The 23723-nt window shown below is 66.2% G+C and carries 19 protein-coding genes; 8 read left to right on the top strand and 11 right to left on the bottom strand.

The window, feature by feature from the left end:
- Together ACNI3R_RS19410 and ACNI3R_RS19405 are read right to left on the bottom strand one after the other, a co-directional pair.
- On the bottom strand, positions 1–1794 hold the full coding sequence (locus ACNI3R_RS19410; protein WP_426186544.1) for a sensor domain-containing diguanylate cyclase: 1794 nt from the start codon (positions 1792–1794) through the stop codon (positions 1–3).
- A 124-nt stretch (positions 1795–1918) separates the two neighbouring features.
- Positions 1919–3208 (bottom strand): caspase family protein, encoded by a 1290-nt coding sequence (locus tag ACNI3R_RS19405; RefSeq protein ID WP_426186541.1) that lies wholly within the window; start codon positions 3206–3208, stop codon positions 1919–1921.
- A gap of 113 nt (positions 3209–3321) precedes the next feature.
- On the opposite strand from ACNI3R_RS19405, the gene ACNI3R_RS19400 reads away from it, so the two are divergent.
- From ACNI3R_RS19400 to ACNI3R_RS19390, 3 genes are all read left to right on the top strand, one after another.
- Complete coding sequence (locus tag ACNI3R_RS19400) at positions 3322–4650, top strand: tetratricopeptide repeat protein (RefSeq protein ID WP_426186538.1); 1329 nt, start codon at positions 3322–3324, stop codon at positions 4648–4650.
- Between the two features lie 2 nt (positions 4651–4652).
- Positions 4653–7043 carry a hypothetical protein gene (locus ACNI3R_RS19395; RefSeq protein ID WP_426186535.1) on the top strand — a complete coding sequence of 797 codons (2391 nt, stop codon included), beginning with the start codon at positions 4653–4655 and terminating at the stop codon, positions 7041–7043.
- Positions 7044–7184: 141 nt separating this feature from the next.
- Complete coding sequence (locus ACNI3R_RS19390; protein ID WP_426186532.1) at positions 7185–8237, top strand: ATP-grasp domain-containing protein; 1053 nt, start codon at positions 7185–7187, stop codon at positions 8235–8237.
- A 7-nt stretch (positions 8238–8244) separates the two neighbouring features.
- Here ACNI3R_RS19390 and ACNI3R_RS19385 read toward each other — a convergent pair whose 3' ends face one another.
- From ACNI3R_RS19385 to ACNI3R_RS19355, 7 genes are all read right to left on the bottom strand, one after another.
- Complete coding sequence (locus ACNI3R_RS19385) at positions 8245–9075, bottom strand: SAM-dependent methyltransferase (RefSeq protein ID WP_426186529.1); 831 nt, start codon at positions 9073–9075, stop codon at positions 8245–8247.
- A 20-nt stretch (positions 9076–9095) separates the two neighbouring features.
- Positions 9096–10967 carry a tripartite tricarboxylate transporter permease gene (locus tag ACNI3R_RS19380; protein WP_426186526.1) on the bottom strand — a complete coding sequence of 624 codons (1872 nt, stop codon included), beginning with the start codon at positions 10965–10967 and terminating at the stop codon, positions 9096–9098.
- Between the two features lies 1 nt (position 10968).
- Entirely contained in the window at positions 10969–11988 is a 1020-nt protein-coding gene (locus ACNI3R_RS19375; protein WP_426186523.1) for a hypothetical protein, read from the bottom strand.
- A gap of 1 nt (position 11989) precedes the next feature.
- Positions 11990–14776 (bottom strand): TonB-dependent receptor, encoded by a 2787-nt coding sequence (locus ACNI3R_RS19370; RefSeq protein ID WP_426186520.1) that lies wholly within the window; start codon positions 14774–14776, stop codon positions 11990–11992.
- A 92-nt stretch (positions 14777–14868) separates the two neighbouring features.
- On the bottom strand, positions 14869–17724 hold the full coding sequence (locus ACNI3R_RS19365; RefSeq protein WP_426186517.1) for a CHAT domain-containing tetratricopeptide repeat protein: 2856 nt from the start codon (positions 17722–17724) through the stop codon (positions 14869–14871).
- An 80-nt stretch (positions 17725–17804) separates the two neighbouring features.
- Positions 17805–18374, bottom strand: a complete 570-nt coding sequence (pth, locus tag ACNI3R_RS19360) for an aminoacyl-tRNA hydrolase (protein ID WP_426186514.1) — start codon at positions 18372–18374, stop codon at positions 17805–17807.
- A 94-nt stretch (positions 18375–18468) separates the two neighbouring features.
- Positions 18469–19089 (bottom strand): 50S ribosomal protein L25/general stress protein Ctc, encoded by a 621-nt coding sequence (locus ACNI3R_RS19355; RefSeq protein WP_426186511.1) that lies wholly within the window; start codon positions 19087–19089, stop codon positions 18469–18471.
- A 146-nt stretch (positions 19090–19235) separates the two neighbouring features.
- Here ACNI3R_RS19355 and ACNI3R_RS19350 point away from each other — a divergent pair, with 146 nt between their 5' ends.
- Together ACNI3R_RS19350 and arfB are read left to right on the top strand one after the other, a co-directional pair.
- Positions 19236–19895, top strand: a complete 660-nt coding sequence (locus ACNI3R_RS19350) for an RluA family pseudouridine synthase (RefSeq protein ID WP_426186508.1) — start codon at positions 19236–19238, stop codon at positions 19893–19895.
- 3 nt (positions 19896–19898) lie between these two features.
- Positions 19899–20324, top strand: coding sequence for an alternative ribosome rescue aminoacyl-tRNA hydrolase ArfB (gene arfB / locus ACNI3R_RS19345; RefSeq protein WP_426186505.1), 426 nt, complete (start codon positions 19899–19901; stop codon positions 20322–20324).
- Between the two features lie 9 nt (positions 20325–20333).
- On the opposite strand, the gene ACNI3R_RS19340 is transcribed toward arfB, so the two are convergent.
- On the bottom strand, positions 20334–20810 hold the full coding sequence (locus tag ACNI3R_RS19340; protein ID WP_426186502.1) for an HXXEE domain-containing protein: 477 nt from the start codon (positions 20808–20810) through the stop codon (positions 20334–20336).
- Positions 20811–20890: 80 nt separating this feature from the next.
- Here ACNI3R_RS19340 and ACNI3R_RS19335 point away from each other — a divergent pair, with 80 nt between their 5' ends.
- Positions 20891–21379 carry a GAF domain-containing protein gene (locus ACNI3R_RS19335; RefSeq protein ID WP_426186499.1) on the top strand — a complete coding sequence of 163 codons (489 nt, stop codon included), beginning with the start codon at positions 20891–20893 and terminating at the stop codon, positions 21377–21379.
- Positions 21380–21385: 6 nt separating this feature from the next.
- On the opposite strand, the gene ACNI3R_RS19330 is transcribed toward ACNI3R_RS19335, so the two are convergent.
- Positions 21386–21841 (bottom strand): universal stress protein, encoded by a 456-nt coding sequence (locus tag ACNI3R_RS19330; RefSeq protein WP_426186496.1) that lies wholly within the window; start codon positions 21839–21841, stop codon positions 21386–21388.
- A 149-nt stretch (positions 21842–21990) separates the two neighbouring features.
- Between ACNI3R_RS19330 and ACNI3R_RS19325 the strand changes: the two genes are divergently transcribed.
- Both ACNI3R_RS19325 and ACNI3R_RS19320 read left to right on the top strand, forming a co-directional pair.
- Complete coding sequence (locus ACNI3R_RS19325) at positions 21991–23295, top strand: pyruvate dehydrogenase complex dihydrolipoamide acetyltransferase (RefSeq protein WP_426186687.1); 1305 nt, start codon at positions 21991–21993, stop codon at positions 23293–23295.
- Between the two features lie 56 nt (positions 23296–23351).
- Complete coding sequence (locus ACNI3R_RS19320; RefSeq protein ID WP_426186684.1) at positions 23352–23684, top strand: acyl-CoA thioesterase; 333 nt, start codon at positions 23352–23354, stop codon at positions 23682–23684.
- Positions 23685–23723 lie beyond the last annotated feature (39 nt).

Below are 23723 nucleotides of genomic sequence, written 5' to 3'. Positions count from 1 at the left end.
TCAGGCTTCGTTGTCCGGGGGACTGTGCATCGCCACGCAATCGCGACCGTTGTTCTTGGCGATGTAGAGCGCCTCGTCGGCACGCTTGATCAACTCATGCCGAGTCATGCCGGGTTTGGCCTGAGCGACGCCGCAACTCAGCGACATGACGAGCCGCTCTCCATCACCCAGCACCACCGGGTCGCTCGACACGGCGATGCGGAGCGCATCGGCGATCGACTTCGCCAGTTCGGGCGAGGTTCCGTCGAGCACGATCGCCAACTCATCCCCGCCGAGCCGTCCGATCACGTCATGGTCGCGCAGCAATGCGCGGAGGCGATTGTGGAGCTCGACCAAGACCTGGTCGCCTGCGAGGTGACCGAAGCTGTCGTTGACGCTCTTGAACCGGTCAACGTCGATCATCAGGAGCGACAGGTTGGAGGAGGGCAGCGCGCTCATGAGCCGATCGAGGTGGCGCATGAACGCGGCATGGTTGAGCGCGCCGGTGAGGCTGTCGGTAGAGGCCGCCAGCGCAAGGGTCTGCTCGCGCTCCTTGCGCAGCGAGATGTCGCGGACCGCTCCGACGACCCCATAGGACCGCCCCTCGTCGTCGACCAGGGCGCGCATCGTGCACTCGAGATAGTCGGTGGGCCGGCCGAGCGGGCGGAATTCGCAGCGCGACACCGATCCGGGACTGACGAAGGCTGCCGAGAAGGCCATTTCGACCTGTACCGTATCCGCTTCCTCGGCGAATGCAGACAGTCGCGATCCGATCAGTTCGACGCCGTGTCGTACGGCCAGCAGCGCGGCGTTGCCCGAAGCCTGAACGCACCGCCCGCGATGGTCCAGCCGCACCAGCATGTCTGCCGAGCTGGAGGCGAGCAGCCGCAGGCTCTCCTCGCTTTCGCTCAGCTGCCGGGCAAGGCGCCGCCGCGCATTGAGATCGGCTGCGACAGGCAGGGTCGTAAGCAGCATCAGCAGGAGATAGATTTGCAGGAAGGTCGAACGCTGGGTGAGCTCGGCGAAAGCGCGTGCGATCGGGCCCTCACCCGCCATGGTCAACTGGCTCGCCATGGTGGCGAGCAGGATCAGGGATAAGGTGGTGCCGACCGGGCCCAGGCGGAAGATGGCGAGCAGCAGGGGCGCGCTCATCAGAAAGAGTAGCGGATTGCGCGCGTAGCGGAAAATCAGCAGCGCTATCAGGGCCACGATCAGGAAAATGATGACGGCTTCGACTCTGCCGCGACGCCCAAGACCGTCATACCATCGTGGCAATCCACCCGCGAGCGCCGTCATGAACAGCGGAGCGAACAGAATGAGGCCCAGAGCATCTGCCAGATAGCGGCTCTGGAGCGTGATCCAGAACATGTCCTGGCCGAAGCCATGGGCTGCCACGGCCGCACCGGGGGCACCGACGACGGCGGCGGCAAAGGCGGAAAGGACGAACAGCAGGATCGACCGCACGTCGTGGAACGGCTCGGACGCAGCGATCGACCCACGCAGGAGAGCGACCGCGACCATCACCTCGGCCATGCTGGTGGCAGCACCGATGAGCGCGCCGGGGATCGAATCGAGGCTGGCGTAATCCGCCAGCGTTGCTGCGACGAAGGCCGTCGCGACGAAGGTCGGCCAGCGCGAGGGGGCCAGCGGCAGCAGCAGTGCGAGCAGGAGCGCATTTTGCGGCCATATGGCCACGATCGGTTGCGCCTCGCTGGTCAGGGCGACCGTTCCCCATGCCAACAGGAAATAGCCGGCCGCTCCGAATAGCGCACCGACCACGTCCCGCCGACCTTTGTCGTCGTCACGTCCGCCCACGATCAGGAATGCCCCCGCACTCTTTCGCCGTTCTTTGCCGTACATGGACGTCGACGCAACCGATTCCGGTAAAGAAATGGTGAGGCGTGTCTTTGCTATGACCGCTGTTGCGGTAACGCCACGATCATTTGCCTCGAAAGTGCAGGATAGTCGCTGCCGTCGCAATTCCCGCTTCGTCCCGCGCGATCAGGATCAACTGCTCTTCACCCATCGGCAAGGGGCGCTGACTGACCGGATCACGCGTGACGAACGTGAAACCGACATTGGCCCACCGGCCGGGCAGCAGTGCCAGACCGGCTGGTGGTGCCAGTCCGGAATAGCCTCCTCCAGCGTCGCGATACCAGGCTTCGAGGCGCAGCGGCACGCCCGGTTCGCCGAAATCGACCCGGACATGATCGCAATGGTCGAGCGTAACCGTGCGGCCCGCGTCGATCCGCAGCGGCCCGGTGACCCGCCCCTTCTTCGCACAGGCACCCCGATCGTCGATCGATAGTCGTGTGGCGAAGGGCAGGGGTGGCAGCCCCAGCGCAATCTCGATCAGATCGGGTGAGCGCCCGTCGAACAGGACCGGAGCGGAAAGCTCTCCTGTCGTCCAGGGTATGGCAGCTGCGCCGCCCTTGGCGGCGAGAGCCGCAAATGAGTCCGGACGGGTCTGAAGCGCGGCAGCGAGGGCTTTGGTGAAGCGACCACCGTCGCCATCGTCCCATGCCACCTGACCTGGCCCCGCAGCGGCAAAGACGACGAGGCGTCCGCCCCCTGCCAGTCCCGCGTCGACGAATCCGCTGGCGTCCGCTGCACCGCGCGAGGGCGCCACCTGAGCTATGCCGAGCAGGGCGCCAGCGATACTCTTCGCCGTCGCCTGGCTGCCACGCAAAAGGCCGCCGCCGGCGCAGCTGTCGATCAGCACCCAAATATCGACCCCGGCAGCGCGCATCGCGCGCACCCGGCGACCGATTTCGTCATCTTTGATGGCCCCGGCCAGCGTCTTTGAGGCGGGATCCCATGGGCCGGCATCGGCCGCCAGAAACCATTCGTCGAGGCCGTCAGGTTCCAGTCCGTCATCGGCCGATGTCGGCGCTTGCGCTCCATGGCCCGACAGGAAGAGGATCGCACGATCGCCGCTGGTCGACTGACGGGCGAGATCGTCGAGCGCGGCGCGGATCGCGTCGGCAGTGGCGGCGCGGCCGGTCAGCAGGCGCAGGTCGCCCGCATCCAGATCATAGCCGGTGAGGGCATCTGCCATGCGATGCGCGTCGTGCGCTGCTCCGGGCAGAGCGAAACGCTGGAGCGAGGTCTCCTCGAATTCGGAGGCGCCGACCAGCACCGCCCTTATGCGGGCCTCCGCTCGCCCGGCGGAGAGCCCGATAGCAAGCGGCACGGCGACCAGTGCGAGCAGCGGGGCGATCCTGATCATGATGCCTGTGTACAGGCGCCAGCCGCCACCCGCCAGTTCATGTCAGGAAACGTCAGTCGGGAAACGACTCTGGCCCGTGGCACATCGCCGTAGGGGAAATCAGGGGAGTTCTCGTGACACGTAGCATATGTTTCACCGCCGGGGCGGCTCTGGCCGTCATGCTGGCATCGGCGCCGGCGACGGCCGCGATGGATGAGGTGCTGACGCGCGCCGTAGCGCTGCAGAAGCAGGGCAAGGCCACCGAATCCTATGATCTGCTGGCGCCTCTGCTCGCCAGCCGGGCGCAGGATGCCGACTATAATTACGCCTTGGGGCTGGCGGCGGCCGACAGTGGCAGGACCGGTGAGGCGATCCTCGCTTTCCAGCGCGTCCTCGCGGTGCAACCGGGCAACAGCCAGGCGCGCGCGGAACTGGCGCGCGCCTATGCGCTGTCGGGGGACGTCGACACCGCGCGCGCCCAGTTCAACACGGTGGTGCAGGATCCGACCCTGCCCGATCCTGTGCGGCACCGTTTCGATAGCATCGTCCGCCGCTATGATCGCGCAGTCGCCGGTGGCGGCACCGACGTCTCGGGCTTCTTCGACCTGTCGGGCGGCTATGACAGCAACATCAACAGCGCGACCAGCCTGACGAACATCACCATTCCCCTGTTCGCGGGTCTCGGCCCGGGCCAGCTCGGCGGCGCGGCTCGACGGATCGACAAACCCTTTTATGAGGCGCAGGGCGGGCTCAGCATCGCAACGCCGGCCAGCCGGCAGATGCGGGTGTTCGGGAGCGTGCTCGGCAGCTGGCGCGACAATGTCGGGGACAGTCGCTTCGATCAGGCAAGCCTGACGGGCACGTTGGGTGGCTCGTACAGCTTTGCCAGCCGCGACGTGCTGTCGCTTTCCGGGCAGGTGCAGAAATTCTGGCTCGGCAATGACGGTTTCCGCAACGCCTATGGCGCGATTGGCCAATATACCCATCTGCTGGGCAATGGCGCGGCGCTCAGCCTGGGCGCGCAGCTGTTCCGCTTCGACTATGCCAACGACCGGCTCCGCGATGTCGATCGCTATGCGCTGGCGGCCTCCTATGCCGATCGGACGATCGTCGCGAGCATCGCAGGCGGCAAGGAGGAAGCCCGGCGCGCTGCCGGCGACAATTTCTCCAACGGCTTCGTCAACGCCAATCTGGGCTTCGAATATTCGATCGCGCCCAGCTTCAATCTGGTTGGCGGCATTTCGGGCGAGGTGCGCCGATACGACGACCCCGACCCGCTGTTTCTGCGCAAGCGGCGGGACGAGCAGATCGATGCGTCGGTGGGGTTGAAATATCTCGTCGCCAAGTCGGTCTATCTGCGTCCGCGGGTCACCTATTCCCGTAATTTCAGCAACATCGGCCTGTATGATTTCGAGCGTTGGACCGCCAGCATGGGCGTCCGCGTCGAGTTCCGGGGGAACTGACCATGACGAACATCCATAGCATTTCGCGCCTGTCGCTGGGTCTCCTGGCGTCGGTCTCGGCCTTGGCGGTGTCCATGCCGGCCGCCGCCGGCAAGATTATCTTCTCGGACGATCCGGCCCTGGTCGGAACGGAAGCGACAAATGGCGGCGAGGTCCGGACCTCGGGCGGCACGACCCAGATCATGACCGACAGCGGTGCGATCGTCTCGCTCGTCGGAGCGGCCTCCGTGAAGGTCGACGGCAGTGCCGTCTCGATCCTGTCGGGCAACGTCACCGTGGCGGCACCGAGGAACGCGATCGACACGACCATCAGCTTGCCGGGCGGTGCCACGGCGCGGCTCGCGGGGAGCAACCCCTCAGGTTCGTTCACCGTGCAGGGCAACAGCTTCACCGGCCACACGCTGGGCGGCAGCGTCGCGATCACCAGCGGCGGCCAGCGGCGCATTTACAGTGTGGGTTCGGCTTGGCAGGGCGAGGCCGGCCGGGGCTCGGACCGTGTGTTCGCCAACCGCGCCGATGCGGCACCTGCGGCACCGTCTTCGACCTCCGCCGAAGCGGAACCCGCCGGCGACACCGCAAAGGCCGCCGCAGCCGGCATTCCCGTCAATCTGGGTGAGGCCCTGGCAGCCGTCGGCGCAGCGGGCGATGTCGTCCAGGCCGCCCGCAATGTCGAGGCCGCAGCCGCCAATCCTGCCATCCCCGCCTTTCCGGCAGGCGATGTGGCGACCCTCGTGGGCTTCGCGACGCAACTGCAGGAGGCCTATGGCGGGCGTGCTTTCGTCGGTGCCGAGCCGGGCATCATCCAGGCCTATCTGGGCTTCCTGGCCGAAGGCGGCGCTGCCGACCAGTTCAAGGCGACCTATGCCGCGCTGATCAACCAATATATCGAGCTGATCCGCAGCGGCGCGGCGCCTTCGAGCTTCGAGGGGGCAAACCAGCAGGCGGTGAACGCCTATCTCAAATATCTGTCCACGACGGGCACGCTCCAGGGTCTGTCCGAGCAGAATGCCGCGCTGGCGAGCGCCTATCTGAACTTCCTCTCGACCGGCGGTGGAGCCGACGGCTTCGTCGACAGCTACACCGACCTGGTCAACGCCTATATCGACTTCATCCGGGCCGGGGGCGCTCCTGCCGAGTTCACCGGCGCAAGCCAAGAGGTGATCAACGCCTATTTCACCCTCCTCCAGTCGAGCGGCTTGGTCGACCTGATCGGCCAGTCGAACCGGGCGATCTTCGATGCCTATGCGCAGTTTCTCGCCAATGGCGGGACCGGTGTGTTCGTGCCGCCGGCCACGGGTGGAAATGGTGGTGGAACAGGAGGCAATGGCGGCGGTACGGGCGGAGGCACGGTCGTACTGCCCGAATATGCGTCGATCCTCCAAGCCTATATCGACTTCCTGCGCGGTGGGGGAAATCCCAACGGCTATGCGGGGATCTCGGCGGATCTGATCCGCCAATATCTCAATCTTGCGATCGACAACGGCCTGTTTGCCGGGGTGCCGCAGGCGACAGTCCAGCTGATCCGCAATGCGGTCGACTTGATCGCCCAGACGGGCACGCTCGATGCGGTTGCATCGATCCTGGCCGGATTGACGCTGACCCTGCCAACTGTTCCCACGACTCCGGGCATCCCGACCGGGCCGGGCACGCCGACGGCGCCCGTCAACGGGAACGAGCTCTCGGGCCAGATGGTCGCCTATGCGGGAGACGTGATCGGGATCGACGCGCGCGATGAGAGCCGGACGACCCTCGGCGATGGCGGCCAGCTGCTGAAATATGTCTGGACCGTCAATCCCACGGGCGAAGCGCCGGAGATCGGCACGAACAAGGCATTGGAGACAGGCAGCGTCGCCGGCGTCATCGGCTGGACCCGCTGGGCTGGGGGAACGACGGCCGGAACCTATTTCGGCAACCCGCCGGTGACACGTTCCGAGCGGCAGGGGCTGCATCTGGTCCATGGCACACCCGCGACGAATCTGCCGGCGAGTGGCACGGCCACTTATGCACTGGTTGGAGCAACGCGCCCGACGATCAATGATGGCTCGCTGGAACCTGGCACGCTCAGCGGGAGCGCCGCAGTTGCCTTCGGTTCCACGCCCAAGGTTGGCGTCGACCTGCAGGTCGGCATCGGCGGACACAGCTATGCGGTGGCGACCACAGGCGGCGTGACCGATCCGACGCGCAGTCAGATGAGCGTCGGGAGCGGCATGAACTTCTCGGCCTATGGCCTCTCTGTAGCACCGGGCGGTCCGGTGTGCACCGGGGGGAACTGTGAAGCCAATATAACCGGTTTTCTCGCCGGCCCCGGAGCAAGCCATCTCGGCCTGAGCTTCCACGTCTATGCCCCGGGAACCAGCACGACCGTTACCGGCGCGGCCGCCTTCGGCAAATGAGCTCGCGGGGGCAGGCACTCCCACCACCTGCTCCCACGGGAAGCGGCGCCGGGCCTGGCAGTCCGGCGCCGCTTTTCGGCTGCTAGCCGTTGCAACCTTTTCTGCTCACCCCTAGGCGAGATTGCAAAAGGGGCGTGCGACATGGCTCAGGAAAAGCCGGTAATTGTCGGATTGATTTGCGGAGACGACGCCACCCGCGAGCTTATCTGGGAGTATCGGCGGGAAGCGATCGTCGCCGGGAACAATGATGCGCTCGTCCTGCTCAAGCTGCTGCGTCCGTCGATCGAATTGCGGCGCATGCATGTCGCACCCAGCTATTTTCGTCAGCCCCGTCGCTATGATTTCCAGGCTTGCGACGTCCTGTGGAACGCGATCACGGACGAGATGCAGAATCCGAAAACGCTGGAAATCGTCCAGCGCATCGTGGCGAAGGAAAAGCGTCCCGTCATCGGCAACCCGTTCGAGGTGCCGAAGACGAGCAGGACCGAAACCGCAAAGCGCCTTGCCGGGATCGACGGCGTTCATGTTCCCAAGGTCCTTCAGATCAAGAATCCCTCGCGGGAGCGCGTCGCCCGTGCCGTCGAGCAGGCCGGTTTCCGCTTTCCGGCAATTGTCCGGCGGGTGGGTACGCATAACGGAGAGGTCGTCGGCATCGCTCAGGACCTCGACGGCCTGTCGGCGATATTCGGCGATCGCACCCATCTCTACAATCTGATCGAATTCGTGGATGTCCGGCAGCACGACGGCTTCTATCGCAAGACGCGCTTCTTCTTCGTCGGCGACCGGATCATCACGCGGCAACATGTGGTCTCGGACGACTGGATGATCCACGGCCGAAGCTCACGCCGGGTCATGGAAGCGCATCCCGAACTGGTCGAGGAAGCGCGCGATCGTCTCGTAAACGGCTTCGCCTCATTGCCCGATGCCGTTCGTGAGCGCGTCCAGGCGATACGGTCGCGCGTGGATCTCGATTATGTCGGACTCGACTGCTGCATCCGCGAGGATGGCGAAATCGTGCTGTTCGAGTGCAACGCTACGATGAACTTCAACCCCAGCTTCGCCAATCCGATCACGCAACACAACCGGGCAGCCTTGCCGCGGATGATGTCAGCCATCAGGGCCCTGATCGAGCAGCGCACCGGGCGCGCCGTGCCGCCCGTGCCGTCTCCGGACCCTGCGCGAAGCATCGCTTGACCGGGGTTCAGGTGGTCGCGACGAAGATGTGGCTTCGTTTGACGATGGTCTGACCGGCAGCTTCCAGCCGGGTGCTCTCTCCGCTTTCCTGATGTTGGACGAGGACGAAGCCAGCTTCGCGGAGAAGATCGGTCACTTCGTCGGGAGTGTGGAACGCGTGTAGGCGGGATGTGCGGACAGCCATATAGTCCTTAAGCCTCAACGGCAGCTCGGGGCCGGCGAAGCGACTGAGGTCCTGATGATCGGCAAACAGGCGCATGGCACGCTCGAACCAGACATCATCATGCGCGAGCGCTGCAGCCTCGGTCGGTTTCGGCGCGGTCCGCAGGACAAGCAGAAGCGTCCCGCCCGGAACAAGCGCGCGTCTCAGCCGGTCGAGGAACGGCGCCCTCGATGCAGCAGGCACGAAGGACAGCATCGAATGCGAAAGGATCAGATCGTAGCGTCGCTCGTGGGTCAGTTCGCGCAAGTCCAACTGCATCGTCCTGATCGACACCCTATCGGGCGCCTCGATGCGATCGATGAGGGCGAGCGGGGCAGGACAGCGATCGGCGACGCAGACATCGAGCGGCCGATCGGGTAGTGCGTGGACGACCAGCTGGAGAAGCCCCGCATCGGCGGCGCCCGCGATCAATATGCGGCCCTGACCTGCTTTCACGTTTCCCAGCACCGGGCCGAGAAAATCCTCGTCGACCTTCGGCCCGCCGACTGCGCCTGCCAGGCGCATCAGGCCCCAGATCTGATGATAGGCGCCGCAGCTGGTGCACAGCTTGGAACCTATGTCCCACGCTGCCCGCGCCTGGGCTTCCACATCGTCCAGCGGCAGCAGGGCGTTCACGGGCATATCCTTGTCATGAGTCACAGGGCGGGTCTCAGCAGTGTCAGGCCGGCCGTGGCTAGCGCCGTGAGCGCGCCGGCGAGGATGGTCTTGGTTCTCCATCCATCGAGACGGACGAGCAGGCCGATGACGACCAGCCCCGCTGCGGATGCCACGCCGATGATAGGTATTGCCACGGCAAAGCAGACGAGGCCGGCCAACTGAAAACTGTCGGGGGAGGAGGGGGCGGTATCGGCACCGCGCGGTGCTGTCCCGGCGATACGCCAGAACAGCTGCAGGCTTGCGCAGAGCCCGGCAATCCCGGCCAGGCCCGGCAGCAGGCGTGTAGGCGTCGGATGATGCCAGAGGGCTGCAAGCGAGCCCACCATCAGTACGCCAAACAGCGTCACTACGAGCGGCAAAATGGCGGCCCGCTCGGCGGGCGCCGTGTTGCTGCCCCGGCGCCAGCGGGCTAGCGCAGGAACCGCAATCACCGCGCCGATACCGAAGATCAGCAGCACGCCCGGGCGGTAAAGGGCGGCGTCGCCATAGATGGCAACCGAACGAAACAGGCCGGACTCGAGCATAGGTGCAAGGACGAAGCCCAGCAGCAGCGGTGCGCGGGGAATGTCGGTCGCCTTCATCACAAGGCCGAGCAGGGTCATGGCGGCCAGTACGAGCAGGGTGACCGGCGAAGGATCGGTCATCCACGTGACGCCGATCGCTGCGGTCAGTGCGAAGATCGATACCGCATCTTTGCGGAGCGTTGCGATCCGGCCGATCACTGGCAGCACCGGAAGGCTGATGGCGACGGCAAGAAGATTGGCGAGAATGATCGTCGCCGCCATCAGATAGACGAAGGAAGGCTGTCCGCCCGCCATGCGCGGCCCCACTTCCAGCCCGATCAGCGCGAATGCGGCGAGGAGGATGCCCATGCCGGATGAGCTGGGGATGCCGAACAGCAGGGTCGGGCCCAGGGCGCCACCCTCCTTGGCATTGTTGGCGGCTTCGGGCGCGATTACGCCCGCCAGCGCCCCTTGACCGAACGGGACTTCGGGCTTTTCGGTCTGGCGGGCATGGCCATAGGCGACCCACACGGCGACGCTGGCACCGAGCCCGGGCGCGAGGCCCACGGCCGCGCCGATGATCGAGGTCCGCAGGAGCAGCCACCGCCGCGTGAGCGCTTCGCGGAAGCCCGCTCGCACCGCTCCGGGATCGATATTCGCTTCGACATGCGTCGCGTCCTTTGCCGATGATGTCCGGATCAGCTCGGGGATCACGAAGAGCCCCGTCACTACGGCAGCGGGACTCAGGCCTTCATGCAACTCGATCAGGCCGAAGCTGAACCGCGCCACGCCGGAGAAGTTGTCTAGGCCGACCAGCGCCAGGATCACGCCCGTGGCGGTCGACAGAATGCCGCCGGCCAGGCCTCCAGCGACGCCGCTGCCGGACAGGGCCGCGATCGACAACAGTCCAACCAGGGAGAGCGCCGCAATCTCGGGAGCGCCGATCTGCCGGGTCACGGCCAGCGCAGCAGGCGCGAGGGCCATCAGGAAGAGCGCGCCGATCACACCTCCCGCCGCCGAGGCGCCGAGGGCGGCCCCGATGGCGCGCCCGGCTTCGCCGCGTCGCGTGAGCGCATAGCCGTCGATGACCGTCGCCGCCTCGGTCGCCGAGGTCGGAGCGCCGAGAAGGATGGCGGGGATTGCACCAGTGCTGTGCACGACGGCGTGGAAGGCCACCAGGAAGGTCGCCCCCGCCACGGGACCGAGACCGATCGCGAAGGGCGTCGCAAGCAGCAGCCCCGCCCGGCCGTTGATCCCCGGGGTAAGCCCTGCCAGCACACCGCCGACGGTTCCCAGCAGCAGCGCCAGACCGATCAGCTCGATCGATGTCCCCAGAATCTCCGGCATGTCAGAAGATCGGCGGTTGCGCCGCGATGGCGCGGCGGAGGGCGGGTACCAGCGCCGATCGCCGGCGGTGGAGCAGTTCGTCGAGCATGTTCGCTACGGCTGCTCCGTTCAGCCCGCCTATGACGAAACCGGCAGTCGCGGCTTCGCGGCGAAATCCATGGTCCCCGATCACCAGATCGAACAGCGTGCGCCACCGTTCGACGATGGCGGGTGGCGTAGCCGGCGCCATCGCAACGATACGGCCAAGCTTCGCATGCCCTTCCACCAGATCGAGGAGAGCGGGTGCGTCCACACCGCGGGAGACGTCGCGGAGTAGCGGCGCGCGCTCGGGTGCTCCGGCGGTCCCGGGCGGAATGGGAAGCCCGTTAAGGCGCAACAGGACGGTCGCACCGGGCATGGCCAGCAGCTTGGTCAATCCGTCGATCGAGGCGATCACACCGTCCATTTCGCCGGAGATCAGCGCAAAATTCCGCGCCCCGCCGGTGTAGCCGGGCACGCTTCGGATATTGGCTCCGGTCAGATAGCGGACGATGGCCGCCTCATAATAGCCGGGCGACACGGCGCTGACTGTGGCCAGAAGCATCGGGCGTTTGCGCCCGGCCAGATCCTGAAACTGGCGGACCGTACCGCCGGGTCGGCCCATCAACACCCTGCGGTCGCTGGAGAAATTGCCTATCCACTGGAAGGCGGCGAGATCGGTCGTCAGGCCTTCTTCGCGCAACAGATCTGCGTAGAGCAGGCCGGTCGGAAGCATGGCCATCACCGTACCGTCGGCCGGTGCCTCGAACAGATGGCGGGCCGCCAGCTTTCCACCCGAGCGGGGTACCGCCTCGACCGAGGCATCGATCCCATAGCGGTGGAGGTGGCGCGCGAAGATCGCGAGCAGGTGGCTCGAAGCCGATCCGGCGCCGCTGCCGCTGATGATACGAAGCCGCCGCGCCCCGCCGGAGCAGCCCACGACCGATGTCGCGGCCAGACCGGCAAGCACTGCGCGGCGCGTGGGAGTTGCGACTCGACCCATTCTAAAGCGTGTAGCGCAATCCGACGAAATACTGCCGGCCGGTATGCGACGATTCCTCGATTTCCAGCCGCTCGAGGCTGATCCAGCGATTATCCGTCATGTCGGTCAGGTTCAGCGCCTGTAGCGTTGCCAGCAGCTTCTCGGTGATTTGCACAGTCAGCTGGGAATCGAGGGTGAAACTGTGCAATTTCCCGCGGGCGTCATTGCCATTGCCGGCCGGCACGCCGCCGACATAGCGGCTCCGATAGGCGCCCGATATCCGCGCCGAGAAGCGGCCCTTTTCATAATAGGCCGTGGCGTTCCAGGAATTGCGAGACATGCCCGCCAGCGGGAGGCTGAGTGTCACGGGCGGGTTTGCGCCTGCATCGAGGATATAGTCGACGTTCGAGCTGGCGCGGGTAAAATTGGCCTGGATCCCGAACCCATCGAAGGGTGCGGGCAGATAGCGCATGGCGTGCTGCGCGCTCAGCTCGAACCCTTTCAGCTCGCCGCCGCCCGTGTTCGTGAACTGCGACACGAGGAAGATGGTGCTCGCGTCGTTGCCGTTGCTGAGCAGTTCGGCCGGCAAGCCCGTAGCGCTGAAGGGCACGGCGATGCTGGAATTCTGGATGTAGGAGGAGAGCTTCTTGTAAAAGACGCCGATGGCCAGTTGCGTGTCCCGGTTCGGATACCATTCCACATTGAGATCGGCCGCCCGGGCGCGGATGGGATTGAGGCGTGGATTGCCGATGGTCAGCGACCGGCCCGTATTGCTGATCGAGCCCCCGGGCGTCAGCGCGGCGAGCTGAGGACGTGCCATCTGTTTGGCAAGCGCAATCCTGACCAGCACGTCCTCGCCCGGTTCGATCGTCACATTGGCCGTCGGCAGGACATCGTCATAGCGGTTTCGCACGCGGACGAAGCGGGTGCTTGCGAAGCCGCCAGATCGCAGACGGGTCCGCGCATAGCGCAAGCCGACATCCCCGCGCACGCGCATGCCCGCCACCGATGTGTCGAAATCGAGCTGCAGATAGCCGGCGAGCGCCGTTTCCCGCACGTCGCGATTGGCGCCGAGCTGGTTGGCGGAGTCGACCCGGAAGTCGCCATATTGGTTGACGCAGTCGCAATCGAGATCGAGCAGGCGTGAAATCAGTCGGACATCGGGCGCAAGCCAGCTGGTGGGCGTGCCCGACGGAACGCCGAACCCTTTGCCGAAGCCACCGACCAGCCGGCTGATGTCGGTAACGCCGATTCCTGCAGGCAGCGGCACTGCCGCATCGGTCTGCCCATTGATGATGAAGCGCCGTTCCTCGCTGGTCGCGAAGTCGTAGCGCTTCGCGAGAAGGCCGCTCTTCAGCTGAATATCTGAGCTCAGTTCGTACCGCGTGTCCAGCCGAGCGGTGCTGATCCTGTTGGTCGTCCGGTTCGGACGAAGCCGGATCAGCGACGCATCTCCCTGAGCCGCGCTGCTGCTGAACGTCCAGTTGGCCGCGTCGGTGACATCGAAGCCATAAAGGAACGTCGGGCGCTTCTGGCTCTGCGAGAAATCGTAGGAATAGCCGTCGCTGTCGTAGTGATCGAGCGACACGGTGGTCTGCACCGGATTGCTCTGGACGGAGCGAGCCTGGCCGATGTTGACATCGACGCTCAGTCCATCGCCGATTTCCTGCTCGAGGCGCACGCCGAACTGACGAAAGGTAGAACGCAGGACGTCGAACCGCGCCTCCGAACGGATGTCGACATCGTCGAAGGTGGCTTTGATCAGCTGATTCTTGGCATTGATCACATAATCGCGAACGTCGGTCTGTCGGTTCGACTGGTTGCCGCCCCGATTGAGCGAAGCGACCTCGAGATAGTTTTCGAGGCGCGTTCCGGACACGCGCGAGAACAGCCCGCTCAGCGTGATCAACGACGTTTCCGTTGGGCGGAGCTGGACGGAGCCGGTGACGCCGAGGCGTTTCCAGTCATAATCGAGCCGGCCATAACGCGGGAAGCGCGCGTGCCATGCCGAGTTGACGTCGCTGTAGACGCCCGCCGGGCTGTTGCAAGGGCCCGGCGACTGGAAGCATCCGGCCGAGGCGCCGGCGACGCTGGGATTTTCCCACCGTCCGCTGCTGGAGCCTTCCTCCCTGATCCGCCGCGAGCCATAGGCAACGGATAGCAGGGCTCCCAGCTTGCCGTCCGCCCAGCTGTTGCCGATCACCGCGCTGAAGCGTGGATCGTGGCGCTTGGAGAGATCGTTATAGCCGACCTCGGCGCTCATCGACCCGAATAGCCCCTCATGATCGAAGGGCAGGGCGGTCTGCAGGTCGACCACGGCGCCCAGCGCGCCTTCTTCGGTTTCGGCCGACAGCGTCTTTCGGACCGTTGCCCGATCGAAAAGTTCGGCTGCGAACAGCTGGAAGTCGAAACCCCGCGACCGGTTCGCCCCGCCTTGCCCGCTTGCCTGATCTTTTCCGCCGGTGGTGGCGAGCGCCTCGATCCCGTTGATCCGAACCCTGGTGAAATCCGGGGATAGGCCGCGCACGGTGATCTGCCGCCCCTCGCCGCCATCGCGGTCGATGGCAACGCCCGGAACGCGTTGCAATGCTTCTGCCAGATTGAGGTCGGGAAAGTCGGCTATGCCTTCGGCGTCGATCACTTCGGTTATGCCGACCGCAGCCCGTTTAGCCGCAGCTGCAGTCGCCAGGCTTTCGCGATAGCCGCTGACGACGATCGTCTGTTCGCTTCGCTGCGGCTCTTCGGCGGCATCTGCGGCCATCAGGCTGCCTTGCCCGGCTGCAAGCCAGGCCATGACTACGCTAAGCACTCTGATCGTCCTTCCCCAAAAGGCGCTTGCGGCATTCGGCTTTGCACGTGCCTGTGTCAATCGCCGCGCCGCGCCGCGCCGCGCCGTCCCTTCTACCGTGTCGCAACGAGGATGAATGGCGCCCACAGCGACGGATCAGCGCCGTCGGCCTGCGATCGATCATCGATCAGGTCGAGCATTGCGCGGCGCAGCGCCTCGGCGCGGCTCCTTCCGTGCCTTGCCTGCTGCGCCGTCTCGACCGTCAGCCTAGCCGCGACATCGTCGCGGACGGCCCAGTGGCTGACCAGCAGCGATCGGCCCCCTGCGTAGAGGAAGGCGCGCGCCAGGCCGGACAGAGCCGGTGCGGAGGTGCTCGATCCGGCTGCGGTATTGCAGGCGGACAGCACCACCCAGTCCGCATCGATGTCGAGCGCCGCGATCTCCGACGCGGTGAGCAGGCCATCGTCGGTGGCGTCGGGCCGGTCCGGCGGAGTGAGCACCAGACCGGGCTCGGAGTTGCGATCGACTGCCCCGGCGACCAGGCCATGGGTCGCGAAGGCGAGGACGCGGACATTGCGCAGGTCCTGCCGCTTGACGGCAGCTTCGGTCGCCGCCGCGCCGACCAGCAGTGCGGGTTGCAGGCGCAGCGCATCGCGCATCCGGTTCAACTCGCGTTCGGCCTGCGGCAGCGGCGCCAGAGCTGCGATCGCGTCGCGGTTTATGACACCGCCGCGATAGAAGCTGCGAACCTCGCCGGGGGCGGCCTTGCCGTCGAGCAGGGGCGCTCCGATACCGACGAAGCGCTCGCCCGGCTTCGTCGAGAGCGTTTCGGTGCCTAGGCCCGACACCGCCGGTATCTGTGTGAGCGCGGCACGACGGATCAACCATGCTGTCCTGCGCAGCGTGGCGGCTTCGCCGTCCTTGCCTTCGGGCGAGCGCGTCACGAGCGCAGCGAAGGGCAGGGCGGCGAGCGGGCCGCCCGGGGCCACGATCCAGCTCTGGCTGCCGGCCAGCGCCTTCTCCAGCCGCTCGGCTATGATCGCCCGGTAGATGCGATAGGCGAGCGCCCGGTCGAAGGCGGGCCGGGCGGCGGCCTGGTCGGCGAGCGCGCCGCGTGCCGACAGGTCGACGTTCAGCGAAGAGCGCATCGCGGATATGTCCGCCAGCACCGTCGATGCCTCGGATCGCGCCCAGTCGGCGCGGTCGCGGCGGACCACGAAGGTCAGGATGTCCTTGCCGAGCGGCACCGGCATCAGCAGGGCCTCCTTCCCGTCGAGGCGGGCGGCAACCGACTTCTCGTCCAGCGATTGGAATCGGGTCAGCGCGGTATCGGCAGGGCTCAGGCTTCGCAGAGCGGTCTCGGTTTCGACCAGTGCCGCATCGACCTTGGCCACCGCGGCGGTCGCCTCGCGATAATCGGCGTCGCCCTTGCCGTAGGCGCGCAGCGCAGCCTGGGTCGACCGGTCGCGTTCGGCCAGCAGATCCTGCCGCCTGCGGACCAGCACGGCCGCCTCGGGAACACGCGCTGCGGTGCGGGTCGAAACCGCGTAGATGGCGCGTCCGGCCTCGTCCAAGGCCATTAACTGCGCGATGCGAAAGCCTGTTGCGCGGTCTCCGGTAAGCCAGCTCGCGTCGAGCAGGCGCGCAAGCAGGTCGGCGACCGAACTGGCGCGGCGATCGGGATCTGCGTTGGCGAACAGTTCGCGTTCGACATCGGCTGACAGGGCGGTCAGCCGCGCTTTCGCGTCAGGTTTTCCGAGCTTCGCAGCGAGCAGCACGCCATAGCTGCGGATCTCGATCCGATCGGGATGGGTGTCGGGTAGGGTCCGGGCCTGCCATTGATCGACCAGGTCGAACTGCTGCCGGGCGCCCTCGTCGTCGCCCATCTTGAGCAGCGTCTTGCCGAGCGAGCTGCGCAGCCGCATCGCCCGCTGCTGGTTGCCATTGCCCAGTCCCGCGATGGCCCCGCGCCGGATCTCGACCGATTCCGCTTCCCGGCCGAGATCGACGAGCTGGTCGGCGAGATTGTCGCGGAAAGCCGCCAGCACCTGGTCGGCGGGATCTCGCGTCTTTTCGCCTATGGCGACCGCGCGGCGTGCATAGGGCTCGCCCTCCGCCGCCCGGCCGAGAAACAGCAGATTGCGGGCGAGGTTGTTGTAGGTGATGGCCAGCGGGGGATAGTCCGGGCCGAACCGCTTCTCGCGCAGCGCGGCGATGCGCTTCAATATGTCGACCGACTCCTCGCGCCGGTTCTGCGCCGCCAATACGGCGACCCAATTGGTGAGCGCGACGATCGCGGTCGGATGGTCCTCGGGCAGGATCCGGCCCGCCAGTGTCATCGCCTCGCGGGCATAGGCCTCGCTCGCCTCCAGCTTGCGCGCCTGCAGCGTGATCGTCGACATGTTGCCGATGAAGCCGACCAGTTCGGCATCCTCGGGCGCGCCCGACCGGCGGTAGAGTTCGATAGACTGGACGCCGACCCGCTCGGCTTCGGCGAGGTCGCCCGCCGCGAAGTGGACCGTCGCCAGGATGTTCAGAGCGATCGCCTCTTGTCCGCCGCCCTGCGGAGACATGCCGCGCCATGCGCCGATGGCCCCGGCCAGTTTCGCCTTCGCATCGTCGAGCCGGTTGGCGTCGGCGAGGGCCGAGCCGAGCAATGTCATCGCCCTTGCGCGCTGTTCGGGCCTCGCGTCGCTGGCACGCTCCACCTGCTCGAGGATGGGGATAGCCTCGTCGCTTCGCGAGGCGGTTACCAGCGCTTCGCCAAGGCCCAGCAGCGCACGGGCCCGCGCGCGGGCGCCGGCTGGCGTAGTCGCGAGCACATTCTGCCACGCGATCACCGCGCCGCCCGGATCGGCGGCGGTGTCGATGCTTTCCGCCCGCGTCAAAAATGAAGGGCTCGCTGCCGTCACCGGGCCGCAAGCCAGAAGCCCGGCCAGAACGGCCGTGCCCATGATGATCTTCCCCACGCCACTTCCCCCGTAACGCCACACCCACCGGGAATCACCCTAATCCCGGCCTGACGTTACGTCACCCCTTGGGCTGCGGATCAGTCGGCGAGACGGAGGGCGACCTCGCTCATGAAGCGGGCATCGTCGCCTGCAGCGAGCCAGGGGGCTTCGGCGGCGACGGCTCCGAGCATGTCGGACAGCGGATCGATCTCCGCCTTCGCGAAATTGCCCAGGACGTGACCGGTGACGCGGTCCTTGTGGCCGGGATGGCCGATGCCCAGGCGCACCCGGCGGAAGGCGTTGCCGATATGCGCCTCGGTCGAGCGCAGGCCGTTATGACCGGCGGTGCCGCCGCCGGTTTTCACCTTGACCCGGAAGGGCGCGAGATCGAGTTCGTCGTGGAACAGCGTGACGTCGCCGACCTCGCATTTGAAGAAGCGCATCGCCTCGCCCACGGCGCGGCCGCTTTCGTTCATGAAGGTGGCGGGCTTGAGCAGCAGGATGCGCTCGCTGCCGATCCGCCCGGTCGAACTCCAGCCCTGGAATTGCTTCTTCCACGGATCGAAACTATGGATCTCGGCGATCGCGTCGACCGCCATGAAGCCGATATTGTGCCGGTGCATCGCATATTGCGCGCCGGGATTTCCCAATCCTACCCAGATCTGCATCGCGGCTTCCTACAGTCTGATGTGCGAAGGGCAAAGAAAAAGGCCCTGCCGGACCTGGACCGGCAGAGCCTCTGTCTCGTGCGACGAAAGGCGATCAGCCCTTGGCGGACTCTTCGCCTTCGGCAGCGGCCTCACCCTCTTCGCTCTTCAGAGCGGAGGGGGCGACGATCGTCGCGATGGTGATGTCGTCCTGGTCGACCGCAGTCGCGCCCTTGGGGAGCTTGATCTGCGACAGGTGGACGTTGTCGCCAACCTCGAGACCCTTGAGCGAGACCACGATCTCGTCGGGGATCATCGCGGCGTCGACGGTCAGGCCGAGGTCGTGAACGACGATGTTGAGAACGCCGCCACGCTTCAGGCCGGGCGACAGGTCCTCGTCGATGAAGCGAACGGGAACGTCGACGGTCACCGTGCTGTGCTCACCGATGCGGAGGAAGTCCGCATGCAGGGGGCGGTCGGTCACCGGATGGAACTGAACGTCCTTCGGCAGGGTCCGGATCTTTTCGCCACCAACGTCGAGCATGACGACGCTGTTGAAGAAGTGCCCGGTGTGAAGCATCTTCATTAGGATCTTCTCCTCGATGTGAATCGAGGTCGGTTCCTGCTTGTTGCCGTATACAACGGCGGGGACGCGGCCTTCGCGGCGGATCGCGCGGGAGGCTCCCTTGCCTGCCCGCTCGCGCACCTCGGCCGACAGGTCGAGCACTTCGCTCATGACATGTCTCCAGTTCGCTTAGTGTTAAAAAAAAGCCCGCACTGCCTCCAGGGATGACCAGAGCGGGATGGGGGCGCATAGCGGCGAAGCGGGGAAAAGGCAAGGAACCACTTTGCAGCCGCGCTCCGGCAGTGCATGGGGGCGGGGTGCTGGACGAACATATTCTTTTCATCGATGGCGAGGCCATTGTCATCGACAAGCCCGCGGGCCTGCCCGTCGATCCCCCGCGTGACGGAAGTCTGAGCCTGGAGAACCATCTCCAGTCGCTCACCTTCGGTTTCAAGCGCTGGCCGAGCGCGGTTCATCGCCTCGACCGCGATACCTCGGGTTGCCTGCTGCTCGCGCGCAATCCGAAGGCGCATCGGCGCTACTCGCAGAGCTTCGAGGATGGGCGGGTGGAAAAAGTCTATCTCGCGATCCTCGACGGCATGCCCGAGGCGGCGGAAGGCGTAGTCGACCTGCCGCTCGCCAAACAGTCGAGCCGCGAACAGGGCTGGCGCATGGTCGGCGATCCCAGGGGCAAGCCGGCGACCACCGCCTGGCGGGTCCTCGAGAGCGTCGGCGGCAAGGCGCTGATCGAATTTCGCCCCACGACGGGCCGCACGCACCAGATTCGCGTTCATGCGGCGACCGGCGTCGGCGTGCCGATCCTGGGCGATCCGGTCTATGGCCGTGGCGGCAAGGACGGGCGGACGATGCTCCACGCCGCGCGCCTCGTCCTGCCGCGCGAGGGCAAGCCGGCGATCGAGGCCGACGCCGCCATGCCCGACCGCTTCCGCGCGCTGGGCTTCGGCACCGGCGCCTGACCCGTGCCGCGCATACCGGTCACGCAGCATATTTCGATCGACGAGGAGGAGGTCGAGGAGCGCTTCGTGCGGGCAAGTGGCCCCGGCGGGCAGAATGTCAACAAGGTGTCGAGCGCGGTCGAACTGCGCTTCGACGTTCGTCATTCGCCGTCGCTTCCCGCAGCGGTGGCTGAGCGGCTGGAGCGGCTGGCGGGGTCGCGGTTGACGCAGGAGGGCGTCATCGTCATCCAGGCGCAGGAATATCGCGATCAGCCGCGCAATCGCGAGGCGGCGCTGCAGCGCCTGATCGACCTGATCCGCGACGCGACCTTCGTCCCCAAGAAGCGCAAGCCGACCAAGGCGACCTATGCGTCGAAGCTGCGGCGGCTGGACGGGAAGACCAAGCGGTCGGGGGTAAAGGCGGCTCGGGGGCGGCCGAAGATCGACTGAGCGGGCTCGTCAGAAACCGGCGAGGTGGAAGATGCCGAAGGCGGCCACAGCGCCCATGAACAGGCCGCCGGACAGAATCGCTACCGTCATGGCGGGGGGCCTCACGACGTCTTCCTTGAGCGCCGCGCGCCACAGCAGCAGCGACAAGGGCAGATAGACCAGCGCGCCCGACAGCATGCCGGGCGAATAGCGCGCGAACATCAGCATCAGCACCGCGTGGAAAACGAAGTTCCAGAACTGGTGAGCGGCGCTCCAGCCGATCAGCCAGGCATTGGCCCTGTCGGTTCGCAGGCTGACCGCCCGGCGCTGGAGCAGGACGAGGATCACGAGAAAGGCCAGGTTGCTGCCGAGGAACAGCGGCAGATCCATGGCGTGGCCGCTAATCTCGCCCGCATAGGCCGGGAAGCCGGTGACATATTCCTCGGCGACGTGCAGGGCGAAGGCTGGTGCGAGCAGGGCGGTCAGTCGATAATAGGACAAGGCCATCGGCTCCGCTCCCCCGGAATTTTGGCGAGGATATCGTTCGGCGCTTGAAGCGCAAGCCAAGTGCCGCCAGATCGGGAGCCATGTACAAGTTCGATATCGACAAACATGGCGACAAGGCCGTTCTCTACGACGATCTCTCGGCGGCGCTCGCGGCACTGACGGCGGACGAGCCCGACGCGATCGCCAACATGGCCAATGCCGCCGCTCTGATCTGGGAATATCTGCCCGACCTCAACTGGGCGGGCTTCTACCGGGCGGTCGACGACGGGCTGGTGCTCGGCCCCTTCCAGGGCAAGACGGCCTGCATCCGCATCCCGTTCGGAAAAGGCGTCTGCGGCACTGCCGCCGCCACCCACGAAGCGCAGTGTGTTGCCGACGTCCACGCCTTTCCGGGGCATATCGCCTGTGATTCGGCCTCGGCGTCGGAACTGGTGATGCCGATCGTCCATGAAGGTCGGCTGATCGGCGTGCTCGATCTCGATAGCCCGGTGAAGGGGCGGTTCGACGAGCAGGACGTCAAGGGATGCGCCGAGCTTATGGCGGTGCTCGGTCCGCGCATCGCGGGCTGAACCGGCTCAGCTGACCCGGTCGAGCGCATCGTCGCTCAGCGATCCGGGGATGATCATGACGGGGCAAGGGAACTGCCCTGCATCGGCGCCCGCGAAATGCGACACCAGCTTGCCGGGATTGCCGGCGGCAGCGGCGCCCAGCACGAGCGCGGCGACGTGCGGCTGTTCGGCCAATATCTCCCGGACGACCGCAACCGGGTCGCCCTGTCGGACGGTGATCGACGGCATCACGCCGGTATCCTCGATCAGCGCACTCGCCGCCTGGGCGACCATCGCCTCCGCGCGCAGCCGGGCTTCCTCCTCCATCGTCGCCTGGACCGCGCCCCACTGGACGAACTCCTGCTGCGGCACGAGCGCCAGGATTTCGACGGCGCCGCCCGTCTTCGTGGCGCGACGCGCAGCGAAGCGCAATGCGACCCGCGAGGCGTCATTTTCGTCGATTACCACCAGATAGGTACGCACCCTTCGCCTCTCCCATGATTTTTCACCAGATAGGTGAAAGGGTCTATGAATTTACCGTCCAGCGACCATTCCCGGCCTTGACCTGCCACCGAGGAGGGGGAATGAGTGTGGACCGCATCGACCCCAATTCCTTCCCCAGGGGACAGTTTATGCCGATAGAGTTGAAGATGCCTGCCCTCTCTCCGACGATGGAAGAGGGTACTCTCGCCAAATGGCTCGTCAAGGAGGGCGACAAGGTCGGCCCCGGCGATCTGCTCGCGGAGATCGAGACCGACAAGGCCACGATGGAATATGAGGCGGTCGACGAGGGTGTGATCGCCAAGCTGCTGGTCGAGGAAGGCGCCGAGGGCGTCAAGGTCGGCACGGTGATCGCCCTGATCGCGGAAGAGGGTGAGGACGCCTCGGCGGCCTCCCCGGCGCCTGCGAAGAAGGAGGCTGCGCCGGCACCTGCCGCACCCGCCGCCGAGGCAGTAAAGCCGGCTGCAGAGGAAAAGCCTGCGGCTTCTGCGCCTGCTGCCGCCAAGGACAGCGGCGGTGAGCGCGTCAAGGCCAGTCCGCTGGCCCGCCGCCTCGCGGCCGCGCAAGGCATCGATCTTGCCCAGGTCGAGGGTTCGGGCCCTGGCGGCCGCGTGATCAAGGCCGATCTCGAGACTGTTTCCGGCGGCAAGAGCGCGCCTGCGCCGACTGCCTCGGCTCCTGCGGCGGCCAGCGCCCCGGCGGAGACGCCCAAACCGGCGCCTGCACCGGTAGTGGCGGCGGACGAAATCCCGCACGAGGTCGTCAAGCTCTCCAACATGCGCAAGACGATCGCGCGCCGGCTCACCGAGTCGATGCAGCAGAGCCCGCACATCTTCCTCACGGTCGACATCATGCTCGATCCGCTGCTGAAGCTGCGCGGCGAGCTCAACAAGGCGCTCGAGGCGCGTGGCGTGAAGCTGTCGGTCAACGATCTGTTGATCAAGGCGCTCGCCGTGGCGCTGGCCGAGGTGCCGGACTGCAACGTCTCCTTCGCGGGCGACACGCTGATCCGCTACCAGCGGTCCGACATTTCGGTCGCGGTCGCCATTCCGGGTGGCCTCATCACGCCCATCATCAAGGGCGCGGACACCAAGTCGATCGCCACCATCGCCAGCGAGGCGAAGGACCTCGCGCAGCGTGCCAAGGACGGCAAGCTGCAGCCCGTCGAATATCAGGGCGGGACCGCCTCTATCTCGAACATGGGCATGTTCGGGATCAAGCAGTTCACCGCCGTGATCAACCCGCCCCAGGCGATGATCATGGCCGTCGGCGCAGGCGAGAAGCGGCCCTATGTCGTCGGTAACGAGTTGACGACGGCGACGGTGATGTCGGCGACGGGCAGCTTCGATCACCGGGCGATCGACGGCGCGGTCGGCGCTCAGCTGATGCAGGCGTTCAAGCGGCTGGTCGAGAACCCGCTGGGCCTGCTCGCCTGATGGACGAGGCGGTGGAGCAACCGCCGACGGGCGATCCGGCCATCCGGGTCGTCGCCATGCCGGCGGATACCAATGCCAATGGCGACATCTTCGGCGGCTGGCTCGTCAGCATGATGGACCTTGCCGCCGGGACGATCGCGTCCCAGCGCAGCCGGGGGCGTACGGCCACGATCGCGATCGACGGGATGACCTTTCATCGCCCGGTCAAGGTCGGTGACGTCGTGTCGGTCTATGCCGATCTGGTGTCGATCGGGCGGACATCGATGAAGATCGACATCACCGCCTGGCGACGCTCGCGCGATGGGCTCGAAGTCCACAAAGTGACGCATGCGACGTTCACCTTCGTCGCGATCGATGAACAGGGGCGGCCGCGCGCCGTCGACGAATAGAGCTGCAAGGAGCGGACAGTGGCGGATACCTACGATCTT

This window comes from Rhizorhabdus antheiae (assembly GCF_049889055.1).
Classification (GTDB): Bacteria; Pseudomonadota; Alphaproteobacteria; order Sphingomonadales; family Sphingomonadaceae; genus Rhizorhabdus.
This window is presented reverse-complemented; position numbering and strand designations above follow the sequence as displayed.

What these genes read in the sequence shown, in the direction of transcription:
- ACNI3R_RS19405 (WP_426186541.1), bottom strand. Translation starts at nt 3,208, where the DNA reads ATGATCAGGATCGCCCCGCTGCTCGCACTGGTCGCCGTGCCGCTTGCT.
- ACNI3R_RS19395 (WP_426186535.1), top strand. Translation starts at nt 4,653, where the DNA reads ATGACGAACATCCATAGCATTTCGCGCCTGTCGCTGGGTCTCCTGGCG.
- ACNI3R_RS19390 (WP_426186532.1), top strand. Translation starts at nt 7,185, where the DNA reads ATGGCTCAGGAAAAGCCGGTAATTGTCGGATTGATTTGCGGAGACGAC.
- ACNI3R_RS19380 (WP_426186526.1), bottom strand. Translation starts at nt 10,967, where the DNA reads ATGCCGGAGATTCTGGGGACATCGATCGAGCTGATCGGTCTGGCGCTG.
- ACNI3R_RS19375 (WP_426186523.1), bottom strand. Translation starts at nt 11,988, where the DNA reads ATGGGTCGAGTCGCAACTCCCACGCGCCGCGCAGTGCTTGCCGGTCTG.
- pth (WP_426186514.1), bottom strand. Translation starts at nt 18,374, where the DNA reads ATGCAGATCTGGGTAGGATTGGGAAATCCCGGCGCGCAATATGCGATG.
- ACNI3R_RS19355 (WP_426186511.1), bottom strand. Translation starts at nt 19,089, where the DNA reads ATGAGCGAAGTGCTCGACCTGTCGGCCGAGGTGCGCGAGCGGGCAGGC.
- ACNI3R_RS19340 (WP_426186502.1), bottom strand. Translation starts at nt 20,810, where the DNA reads ATGGCCTTGTCCTATTATCGACTGACCGCCCTGCTCGCACCAGCCTTC.
- ACNI3R_RS19335 (WP_426186499.1), top strand. Translation starts at nt 20,891, where the DNA reads ATGTACAAGTTCGATATCGACAAACATGGCGACAAGGCCGTTCTCTAC.
- ACNI3R_RS19325 (WP_426186687.1), top strand. Translation starts at nt 21,991, where the DNA reads ATGCCGATAGAGTTGAAGATGCCTGCCCTCTCTCCGACGATGGAAGAG.
- ACNI3R_RS19320 (WP_426186684.1), top strand. Translation starts at nt 23,352, where the DNA reads ATGCCGGCGGATACCAATGCCAATGGCGACATCTTCGGCGGCTGGCTC.